Here is an 11,045-nt window from a genome sequence, read left to right as displayed (position 1 = left end):
TCTATAAGTTTTTCCAGATTTGAGTCATTTTCCCATTTTTGTATGATTTTGTATTAAATCTTACTAGGCTTTTTGTTTTAAAACCATTTTCAAAAGACATCTTTTTTAGTTTATCGATAAGTTGACTATTTGTACAAGAAGGTAAGGCAGTTATTTTGCCTTTTAAGTAATTGTCGAGTTTTTTTAAATCAGAATAAGGCATACTTAGAAACTCATTAGAAAAATAAATACCAATAAAAACATTACTTTTCCTTCTTAGGAGTTGATGATTATTAGTTAAGAACTTTATTCGTTTTAATAGCATTCTTTCAGTTGAGCTTTTCTTTGCTGAATATTTTGCAATCGAAGTATAATAATCTGAAAATGAATTGTCTATTTTTTTCTTATACCTTTCAAATTTGTCATTAGACATGACGATTTGAATATCATCTTTGGTAATTGATTTCTCTTTTTTACTGTAAGATATTATAAATTTATAGCCTAAATATGTTAATTCATATTTGATAGATCTTTTTCTGTCTTGATTATTCGGTGTCAGGTCAATTACCTTTGTTTTGATTGTGTTTATTTTTAATCTAGTTGAACTTAATAATATATTTTTAACTTCATTTTTATAAGTTTTAATAGACTTACTTTCATTTTTATGATTAGGAGTTATTATAATAACAATGTCATCTACATATCTACAGTAATAGGTTACGTTATTTAATGATTTAACTTTTTTATCAAAACCTCTTAAATATAATTCAGCTAAATAAGCACTAAAGCCGATACCTCTTGGTATTCCTACACGTTCATCATCATGTGTTTTTATCCCGTCTGTTATTAATATTTTCCAGTATTGGTTTAAAACGCGTCTTATGATTTTTTTAGAGGGATAGCTAAGTAGGCTATTTTCTTCAATTTTGGCTAAAAGCTCCTTATGTGGAATAGACTCGTAGAATTTTTTAATGTCTGTCCTGATGATTATTTTAGGAAAGCCATCGTCAAGTAATAATTTTAATTGGTCAACAATTACCTTTCTGTTAGCTTGTTTAACTTTAAATGTTTTATAGATGTTTCTCTGTAACTGCTTAGTAACAAAATAATTTTCAGGATTATGTTCAATCTCATATAATTGACTACCCCACTTTATTTGTCCTTTTTTGATTTTTAATTCATAATCTTCAACATCTGTTTTTTCTGCTATTTTTATTAAAATGTTTTCGAGTTCTTTTTCTCTAGTTTTTTTAAGTTCGTCCTTTTCTGAGTTTAACTTATCAAGTTTTGTGAAATCCCTATCGTCGATTTTCGTTATCGACTTTACTTTGTAAGCCTCTTCCCTTATTTCTTTATTTTTTGAAATTATAGAATCGGAAACCTCTCTTGATTTTTTAAAAATGTCTGTATTGAAAAATACTTTATCTTCAAGGTAACGACCTTTCCTATTCTCAACATCAAGGAGTATTCTGAAATTTTCATATGAGAATGATTGGTCTAGCATTTTATAGGTTTCTTTGTGTTTTTCTCGTATTGGCTACAACTTTATTGATATAACGTCTGTTTTAATAACTTATACCAAACGCGAACCAAGTTCGTCTTTTTCTGTTAAAATGCAAATAGGTATATATACTTATTTTTTAGTGATTCGTTATTAAAATAAAGCAAACCATGCGAAAATAGAATCGTGTTTGGTAAAATATGTGATGTACGAAGGTAGTAAGAAGGCTAAGTTTAATTAGCTAGGGTTTTTGGTGCTTATCGTTTTATATACAGTGTTATGTGTAGTTCTTAGTTCAAATATTCTTTCAACACTATGATTCTTACTTCTGTCATATTCGAATTCAGCCCTTACTTGTATTAACCTTAGTGATGATGGCAATTTAGTATTGTAATTCAATATTTGTTCCACTCCAGGTTCAACGAAAACATAGTTATACTTTTGTTTGTAAATTACTTCTGTATCAATAAGTTTATGAGGAAATAATAATCTAGGTTCATTACCTTTCCACAACTCCAAATTTTCACCTGCGCCAATCCCTCGAACTCTTAAATTAATTTTGTAAAACTGATGTTTTGTTAAGCCCTTATTATTTATGATTATTCTAAATTCAACAGGTCTTTCTTTATCAATATGTTCGAAAGGGTTAAATTCAATTTCGAATTGAATTCTAGGTCTGTGTATTCCTTCTTTCCAAAGTCTAAAATATGCCCAAGCTGCTCCCACTAACACAATAATCAGTTGAGTTGCACTTATCAGTATTTTAATTTCTTCAGCTTCCATAGCATAGTTTTATTACACATAACTTTATTGATATAACGTCTGTTTTAATGACTTATATCAGACGATAAGCAAGTTCGCCTTTTTCTGTTAAAAAGCAAATAGGTATATATACTTATTTTTTTAGTGATTTGTTATTGAATAAAGCAAACCATGCGAAAATAGAATCGTGTTTGGTAGAATACGTAATGTACGAAGGTAGTAAAAAGGCTAAGTTTAGTTAGTTGGTTTTTTGGTGGTTATCGGTTTTGTGTATGGTTAGTTGCGTGTTTAAGCACTAGATTTAGCAAATAAATCACATATAGAAAGTCCGCGAGGATTTTCCAAGTAGGCAAGAACCAAGCAATTAATTTTATACGGTGTTACCCAACGTTTTTTCTTTCAGTCAACTTTCTATACAAAATGACTTATATAGTTTATCTTTAACTAAATAAGAAACGCATTTTAATTCCTAAAAATTAATGAAGCTTTATATTAAATACATGGTAAGCTTAAGATGCAAGCTTTTCGTTAAAAATGAGCTAGAAAAACTGGGTTTGCACTATATAAGTGTTGAGCTTGGAATGATTGAAATAAAAGAAGATATTTCTGAATCTCAAAAACAAGAATTCAAATTAAATTTAGCTAAATCAGGGTTAGAATTAATAGATGATAATAGAAGTATTCTTATTGATAAAATTAAAAACGTGATTATAGAAATGATTCATTATTCCGATGAAGTCCTAAAAGTTAATTATTCAGATTACATAGCACAAAAATTGAATTATGATTACACGTATTTATCAAATTTGTTTTCAGAAGTAAAAGGAATTACTATTCAGCATTTTATTATTAAACACAAAATAGAAAGGGCAAAAGAATTGATTCTTTACAACGAACTTAATCTCACTGAAATCGCCTATAAATTAAATTACAGTAGTGTTGCTCATTTGTCTAATCAATTCAAAAAAGTTACTGGACATACACCTACTTTTTATAAAAAAATAGGACAAAAAAGAAAGCAGAATCTAGAGAATCTGTAACATGTGTAATGTTAAATGTCAGTTGTGTAACACAATTTAAGGTAGTTGCCGTCATCTTTGTGATAGTAGTACAATTAAGCACTACTTTAAATACATAATTATGGAAACCAAGAACAAAGAAGGCGAGAAAAAAACAAGTGAGCTATTTAAATTTAGTGGTGATTGGGACAAACAATCTCAAGCCTTGAAGGTAAAATATCCAAAATTAACTTCAGAAGATGTGAAATTTGAAAGTGGTAAAGAATTAGATTTAATCAAAAGATTAGAAAACAAGTTACAGAAGGACAGAAATGAAGTTGTAGGTATCTTGAAATCAAATTATAAAAGCATTGCAAATGCAATCTAGAATATTAAGTTAAGTCTATGAATTAAGAACAGTTTTTTACTAAACTGTTCTTTTTTATGGTCTTTATTTTAAATCAGTGATTTATGTAACTATGGCTACAAGGTGTATAACTTAATAAACAATCTCATCGTTAACTTTGTAAAGCTATTAATCAGTTAGAGAAGTCTAGGTAAATTAAATTATCTGGGATTAGAAAAGCAGACTTAAAAGTCTGCTTTCTTGTTTTGGTAAAATATAGGGTATATATACTTAGCTTTTTCAACCATATAAATAGACTATAAATCCTTATTAATTAACGTCTAAAAATTATAATCATGTCAAAAGAAAAAAGCGGCAAAGCTAAAAACAGTAAAACAGCACCAACTAGGACAGCTAAAGAAAAGAAACAAGCTAAAGCAGAAAAGAGACGAATCAAAAAAGATGAGTAAATACAATTTGCATTATGAATAATTATGAATTTGAAAACCTTAAGGCATTTAACATTAGCGATAAACTAAAGTATGTTTCCAATACCATAATTGTTAAGCACATTTTAAATAAAAAAACAGGCAATATAAAGGCTTTAGCGTTGGATTATGGTAAAGTGTATAAGCCCAAACTAACACCTTTTTCAACTTTTGTGAATGTCATTGAAGGAAAAGCAGAAATTGTGGTAGAAGACATATCTACTTACTTACAAGAGAATGATTCCATGATTATTCCAGGTCATATCCTATACACAATTGAAGCAAATGAAAGATTTAAGATGCTCTCAATAATTTTAAAAAGTGGCTATGATGATTTAGAACCATAGAATAAAAACAATAATTATGAGTAATTTATTTAAATCAGGTGATATAGTGTGTGCAAAAGTTAATCCTACAAAATCTCTAAAAGTTAGAATTTTTGCTAGAAAAGTCTACTATTGTGATGTATATAATCATCCAGAAGAAAAAGAAGAAGTTTATTTTGAAAGAGAAATTGAATTCTATAAAAATGAAAACTAGATATAGTTGAATAGAGCAAGTTTTTTTCAAATGTTGGGTAACTTTATTGATATAACGTCTGTTTGAATGATTTATATCAGACGATAAGCAAGTTGCATTTTTTTTGTAAAAAAGTAAATACGTAAATACGCGTATTTTTTAGTGATTTATTATTTTTAAAAATAAAACAAACCACGCAAAAATGGAATCGTGTTTGGTAAAATATGTAATGTACGAAGGTAGTAAGAAGGCTAAGTTTAATTAGCTAGGGTTTTGGTGCTTATCGTGTTGTGTATGGTTAGTTGCGTGTTTGAGGAACTAATTTAGTAAATAAAACACAGATAGAATATTCTGCAGAAATATTCGTAAGCAAGCTAGACCTAGCAAGTAATTATGCACGTTGTTGTGTGCAGTTTTCAATGATTTTGTAAAGTTTCAAATACTATTTTCCAAGAATCATCTGATTGTCTTTTCCAATTAATAATGTATGTACCAACATTTTTTATAGTATCCGAACTTTCTTTATTAATAAATATTTCATTAAAGGTGTTATATGAAATAGCCATATCTTCCGACGGAATGATAGTTGGTCTTCCTCGATGAATAAGTTGTACATCATATTTAGTGTAAATCTGTTCCCATTGTGCTTTTAAAGAATCTTTTGTTAAATGTTGAATTGTTGAATTTGGATAAATTGCATCGTAGTTATCAGCGTAAAATTCTATCCAATCATAATCAAACTTTTCATAAACTGAATAAAGACTGTCAACTTGTTTTGTTATAAGGGTTGTCAGTTCTGAATCAGAAGTTTTTGTTGCAAGTCCTTCTTTAATGTCATTTTTACATCCGATGAGAAAACATGTCATAAATGTCATTAGACATAATTGTAATTTTAAATTTTTCATATTGGTTGGTTTTAATTGCACATAACGTGTTGTGTATGATTTCGTTGTGTTGGCTAGGTCTAAATTAATAAAAGAAAACAGACCAGAGGAAAATTCCACAGGAATTTTCCGAGTACACACGAACCAAACAATTAATTATACACGTCTTAAGTTTGTAAAACGTTTTAGTGTTTTTTCGTATTAATACTTCTTGCATCTGAAATAAGGTGTGCCGTAATTTTCCATTGTTCAGTTTTTTCAAATAATCGATAATGGGTAGTTTTTCGAGTTTCCAAATTTTTGTTGTTCGCTGTTTTTTGTCCTTTCCGATCAACAGTTGTAATAGCTAAAATTGCTTTGTCAGATATTTTTTTGAGTTTTAATGAAGTCTGTTCAGTATTTCCAGCCATTACAAAGTCAAATCCAAAAACTTCAGTTAGATATTTTTGTATTTCTAATTGACCTATTCGATTAAATCCGAATGCATTAGTAAAATCAGCATTTTCTGAATACCATTTACAGGCTAATTCCACGTCTTTGGTTTTCCAAGCCCTATTCCAATCGTCAATTTTATTTACAATTTGTAAACTGTCAGATTCCAATATGTTTTGTGAAATAACCGTTTGAATTCCAAAAAAAAGAGCAAAAATTAATATTAGATATCTCATTTTTAAATGTTACGACTTTATTGATATAACGTCTGTTTTAATGACTTATACCGAATGCTAAGCAAGTTCGACTTTTTCTGTAAAAAAGCAAATACGTATATCTACGTATTTTTTAGTGATTTGTTATTAAAATAAAACAAACTACGCGAAAATAGAATCGTGTTTGGTAAAATATGTAATGTACGAAGGTAGTAAGAAGGCTAAGTTTAATTAGCTATGATTTTTGTAAGTAAACGAGAACTAGCAATAAATTATATGCGGTGTTGGCAATAGTTATTAATTATTGCTTGAAAAATCAAATCTTTTATATTCAGATTCGTCTGGTGGACCAACAGTTAGTGTAATATAAGGCTGTTCGGATATTTCCATTACGATTGATGCAAAAGTGAATCCATAACCATTGTTGAGATTTGTAACACAAACAGGATTATTTTTATTGTCTTTAGATTTTAAAGTTTCCATCAGAATAGATTCGTTCAATTCTGTGCTAGTTGCTATTCTTTTTTCTACAGCTTCAAACCTGTATAAGCTATTAAATTTTGATGGTTTTGATTCTTCAGGCAAGTTAGGGTTATATTTTTCATATGAAGGTTTTACATCGTCGTTTACTAAAGGATGATTTGTATGATAAACCGTTCCATTTGCATTCATTGGATTAAACCGAACAACTTTATTCGCAGAAGCTTCAAAATCAAAAACATCTCCTTTAATACCAATAATATAATTTTGTCCTGAAGCATGATTTACATTTTGCACAAAATTTAACACGTCCTCCCGCTCACTTGAGTTGATAATTCGTCTAATCACAAAGGCAACTGGTAAACCGGATGCAGATGCTCTTAATTGCATTATGGTATTAACGCACACTCCAATACCTTTTTCATTAAGTCCATTTAAAGCTATTAAACCTGGATGAGTTAAAATGAGCTGTTCGGGTCGATTAGCTGTTCTATTTAAACGCATGAGAACCTGAAAACCATCTGTATAGTTTTCAAGATCCATGTTTTGCGATAGGTAACCTGGATTTCCATTATTAGCAGGAACACCAATTCCACTGCAATGATGATTAAATTTATTATCTAAATACACCCAAAATTCATCAAGTAAATTCAAAACAAAAACATCATTAAAACGTTGTCCTGAACCTTCAGCGATTCCTTTAATTTCTTCATACAAATCGGGAGTCCATTTCATAATAGATTCGCTAAAATCTGCATAATCAAAAAAATTATCTATAATAATATTCGCATCTTCATCTAATAGTATTTCAACATTCGTTTTCCAAGCTTTAATTACTTCGCCAATTTCTTCTTTTAATTGTGTACCATGTTGATATCCTAATTCATAGCCAGAACCTTCAAAACTTACCATTTTAAGTTCTCTATTTATTGGTTCTTGAGAACAGCTTATTAGCAGTATTGCTACAATTAATAATTTGGTTAATAGTCTCATAATTTTTATTTAATTATTGCCAACTTTATTGATATCAGGTCTGTTTTAATGACTTATCCACGCTGCTGCCTTTGGTTAAATTATATGTTTTAACGTCGAATGTTTATCCGTTTTTTATAAGTTAAGCTTCTCCAAACCCATTCAAATGGTCCAAATCGATAGTGTTTTAACCAAATATTACTTGCAATTATTTGAATGATAACAATAATTATAGAAATAGCGAAGGTTGGAATTAACCCTATTTTCCCGAATAAACTAAACCCGAAATTATAAAAAATAACAACCATTAAAATGGTTTGTATAAGGTAATTACTCAAGGCTGTTCTGCCTACAGGTATTAAATATTTAAATACTTTTTTACCAATTGCAGTTTGTGCAATTTTAATTATGGCCATGATATAAGAAAGACTAATTAGCAATTGACCAACTTTAGATAAGAATTTATAGCGAATATTTTGCAGCGTAGGTATTCCGTATGCATTGCCCCCTAAAAATTTATTAGCAATAGTAATTATTATCCCACATATTAAAACAATTACGATTAGTTTAGTAGATTTTGGTGTTTTTTTAAAGAATTCTATTGATGCCAGATAGTAGCCTAATAGAAAAATACCAAGGAATGTAAAATAGCCTCCTGACGGTATATAGCCTAAATGCTTCCAAATAAAATTATGAATATTTAACTTGAAAATTTCGATAACACTACCGTCTCTAAATGTATTAATAAGGTCTACATTCGACATATCTGGGTAAGAAATGCGCGACATTGGTATTTCATCTGTGTTTGCAGGGATGTTTGGTTGTAAGGCTTCAATATAAAGTAAAAGAGCAAAATCGAATAAAAATGGGACTAACAGAAAAAATAATGACCACCGAAGTAGTATTTTGGGTTTTACATTTCGAAATAAAATTAGAATAAAGCCAAAAATAGAGTAGGTTAGTAATATATCGCCATACCAAAATAAAGTATGTAGAATACCTATAATTAATAAAATGAATAGTCTTCTGCGATAGGTTTTTAAAAAATCGGCAGTTCTATCTCTGTTTTTGTTGAATTGGATATAAAAACCAACAGCAAATAAAATTGAAAATATAGTGTAAAATTTACCTGTAACTATTACCCCTAAAAAAGAATATAATTTATTATCTAACTCAAAGTTCGATATTTGCTTCAACTCATCAAAAGGCATAAACATATAACCGCTAAAAAAGCTCATATTCATAAAAATAATACCTAGTAGTGCAAATCCGCGAAGAATATCTATAATTTCGATTCTTTTATTGGGGTCAATAGGCATACTAATTTTCATAAGAATATTATTTTATCAAATTATAAAGAGCATAATGAAAGGTGACTTTAGTAATATAAAGTTCGTTTTAAAGTCTTATGCCAAACAATTGGTAAGTTCTATTTTTTATATTGAATAACAAATACGTATATGTACTGATTTTTAGGGTATTTTTGTAATTTAAACTGTAAGTGTCTAATTGTTAGTTTTTTTGCTTTAAATGAGTTACTTTTAAGTGTTTTGTTGCAACTCATATTAAATTTTATGAATTGTTCTTAATTATTCTATAAAGCGGCCTATGATTAACACTTATGATGAAGGATTAGCAAACCCTAATATTTTTAAACAACTTTCGGTAAGAGATTTGCTTTTTGTATATTATAAGTGCCCACAAATAGACAGGTTAGTGAATTTATACAACCATTATAACCTTATAGCTTTTTCGTTGGAGGGTGAACGCATTTTACATCAGAGCGGAAAGTCTTGGAAAGTAACACCACAAACTTCTTATTTTCAGCGTAAATCGGCCTATGTACAAGAGTTACCAGATGCCCAGAGTTGGAACGTACTTGCTTTTCATATTCCTGATGAATTTTTAATTCAATTTGCGAACGAATATATGGATAGTTTACCAATTGAAAATCTCCCTACATTAACTAGTGATATGCTTATTAAAATAGAATTAAACGAGGTGACAAAAACGTATTTTTATAGTTTAATTCCATATTTTAAACAAACAATACCACCAACAGAACAATTGCTTGAACTAAAATTTAAAGAGCTGTTTTTAAATATTTTATCGAATCCATTAAACAAGCAATTACTTGCATATATTTTACACCTAAATGATGAAATAAAACCTCCAATATGGCAGATCATGGAAAAAAACTATATGTATTGTTTAACTTTAAATGAATTTGCCCGAATTTCAAGTAGAAGTCTTTCTGCTTTTAAAAGAGATTTTGTCAAATATTATAATACCAGTCCGGGAAAATGGCTCACAAACAAGCGTCTTAATTATGCAGCTAAACTTTTGATTACAACTAAGCAAAGCATCTCTGATATTGTATTTAATTCTGGGTTTAAAAATCTGTCTCATTTTAGTAGAATTTTTAAAGAAAAATTCAAGGTCTCTCCTCAACAGTATAGAAAATACGGTCTGTCTTCTTAATATTTTCTTTAGAGAAAAAATATTGAGCTTTTAAGAAAAGTTTAAGTTATTGAATTACAATACATTTGTGTGAATGAATATTAGGCTAAACTCTAAACTTTAAATACAGATGGAAAAAGCATATAAGAATATTGGCTATATCATGTTAATTTTGGTTCCTTTAGTTATACTTGCGTTTTACAAAACTTATTTTGGTCAATTTCCAGATTTTAACGAAAACACATCTGCATTATCTCATAGTAAAATATCCATATTCGATCATATTCATGTTTTTTTCGCTTCATTATGGATTTTGTTATTTATCATTCAACCGTTATTAATACGATTTAGAAAATATAAAAGTCACAAAATTATAGGCAAGGTTTCTTATTTTCTTTTCCCGATACTAATACTTTCCTTTATTCATCCTATATTTAGAATACTACAAGCCGACCACGCTATGCTTGCGTATCTTCCAATTTCAGATGCTGTTTTATTAATTCTTTTTTATGTATTAGCTATTTATCACAAAAAGGATACACCTAAACATATGCGATATATAATTGGAACAGCTGCGGTGTTTATTGGCCCAATATTTGGTAGAATAGGACCTTATATATTTGATTTGCATCCACGAACTATAAATAATATTAAATTTATATTTATCTATTTACTCTTTACGGGGTTGATAGTTTTAGATAAAAAATATGGACGGAATTTTATACCATATATTATCATTATATGTGGTATGATTATTAAACAAATTTTATTTAATGTACTATTGTAGTTAAATTATTTAATTGAAAACAAAGATCAATATTTAGGTTTTTGTTATTAAAAAAAATAATATTAAGCTAGTATATTGTTTGGCAAAGGATGTATTGTATTAGATAGTAAAAAGGCTAAGTTTATTTTGTTGCAGGTTATTGTGTCTAGGTGTGCAATTAAGCTACTAATTTTGCAAGAATACGCCAAACTAAAAATCGGTTAAGATTATTATAATTTGGCG

General features: G+C 28.7%; 12 protein-coding genes. 6 read left to right on the top strand and 6 right to left on the bottom strand.

From position 1 onward, the window contains the following. Position 1 precedes the first annotated feature (1 nt). Both drt3a and PW52_RS12915 read right to left on the bottom strand, forming a co-directional pair. Entirely contained in the window at positions 2-1,483 is a 1,482-nt protein-coding gene (drt3a, locus tag PW52_RS12920) for an antiviral reverse transcriptase Drt3a (protein WP_044633373.1), read from the bottom strand. 234 nt (positions 1,484-1,717) lie between these two features. Beyond that, positions 1,718-2,263 carry a hypothetical protein gene (locus PW52_RS12915; RefSeq protein ID WP_044633372.1) on the bottom strand — a complete coding sequence of 182 codons (546 nt, stop codon included), beginning with the start codon at positions 2,261-2,263 and terminating at the stop codon, positions 1,718-1,720. Positions 2,264-2,721: 458 nt separating this feature from the next. Between PW52_RS12915 and PW52_RS12910 the strand changes: the two genes are divergently transcribed. The 4 genes from PW52_RS12910 to PW52_RS17555 all read left to right on the top strand — a co-directional run bounded on the left by PW52_RS12910 (position 2,722) and on the right by PW52_RS17555 (position 4,614). Further along, positions 2,722-3,282 (top strand): helix-turn-helix domain-containing protein, encoded by a 561-nt coding sequence (locus PW52_RS12910; protein ID WP_044633371.1) that lies wholly within the window; start codon positions 2,722-2,724, stop codon positions 3,280-3,282. A 100-nt stretch (positions 3,283-3,382) separates the two neighbouring features. After that, on the top strand, positions 3,383-3,628 hold the full coding sequence (locus PW52_RS12905; protein ID WP_044633370.1) for a hypothetical protein: 246 nt from the start codon (positions 3,383-3,385) through the stop codon (positions 3,626-3,628). 442 nt (positions 3,629-4,070) lie between these two features. After that, positions 4,071-4,421, top strand: coding sequence for a cupin domain-containing protein (locus tag PW52_RS12900; protein WP_044633369.1), 351 nt, complete (start codon positions 4,071-4,073; stop codon positions 4,419-4,421). A 16-nt stretch (positions 4,422-4,437) separates the two neighbouring features. After that, positions 4,438-4,614, top strand: a complete 177-nt coding sequence (locus PW52_RS17555; RefSeq protein WP_165586777.1) for a hypothetical protein — start codon at positions 4,438-4,440, stop codon at positions 4,612-4,614. A 395-nt stretch (positions 4,615-5,009) separates the two neighbouring features. Here the strand turns inward: PW52_RS17555 and PW52_RS12890 are convergent, their stop codons facing one another. The 4 genes from PW52_RS12890 to PW52_RS12875 form a co-directional block, all read right to left on the bottom strand. Next, the gene (locus tag PW52_RS12890) at positions 5,010-5,498 is read right to left on the bottom strand and encodes a Cif family virulence factor (RefSeq protein WP_131454006.1); all 489 of its coding nucleotides are present in this window, start codon (positions 5,496-5,498) and stop codon (positions 5,010-5,012) included. A gap of 164 nt (positions 5,499-5,662) precedes the next feature. Continuing rightward, positions 5,663-6,145, bottom strand: coding sequence for a YybH family protein (locus PW52_RS12885; RefSeq protein ID WP_044633366.1), 483 nt, complete (start codon positions 6,143-6,145; stop codon positions 5,663-5,665). Positions 6,146-6,421: 276 nt separating this feature from the next. Next, a complete protein-coding gene (locus tag PW52_RS12880; protein WP_044633365.1) occupies positions 6,422-7,597 on the bottom strand; it encodes a C45 family autoproteolytic acyltransferase/hydolase in 1,176 nt (391 codons plus the stop codon). Between the two features lie 89 nt (positions 7,598-7,686). Next, on the bottom strand, positions 7,687-8,907 hold the full coding sequence (locus PW52_RS12875; protein ID WP_044633364.1) for a DUF418 domain-containing protein: 1,221 nt from the start codon (positions 8,905-8,907) through the stop codon (positions 7,687-7,689). Positions 8,908-9,184: 277 nt separating this feature from the next. Between PW52_RS12875 and PW52_RS12870 the strand changes: the two genes are divergently transcribed. Beyond that, positions 9,185-10,057: a helix-turn-helix domain-containing protein gene (locus PW52_RS12870; RefSeq protein ID WP_044633363.1), complete on the top strand. Its 873-nt coding sequence runs from the start codon at positions 9,185-9,187 to the stop codon at positions 10,055-10,057. 109 nt (positions 10,058-10,166) lie between these two features. Further along, a complete protein-coding gene (locus PW52_RS12865) occupies positions 10,167-10,823 on the top strand; it encodes a hypothetical protein (protein WP_044633362.1) in 657 nt (218 codons plus the stop codon). The last annotated feature ends 222 nt before the right edge of the window (positions 10,824-11,045 follow it).

The organism is Neotamlana sedimentorum (assembly GCF_000943565.1).
In the GTDB taxonomy this organism is placed as follows: domain Bacteria; phylum Bacteroidota; class Bacteroidia; order Flavobacteriales; family Flavobacteriaceae; genus Neotamlana; species Neotamlana sedimentorum.
The sequence above is the reverse complement of the archived record's forward strand: the minus strand, read 5'-3'. Positions and strand labels throughout refer to the sequence as shown.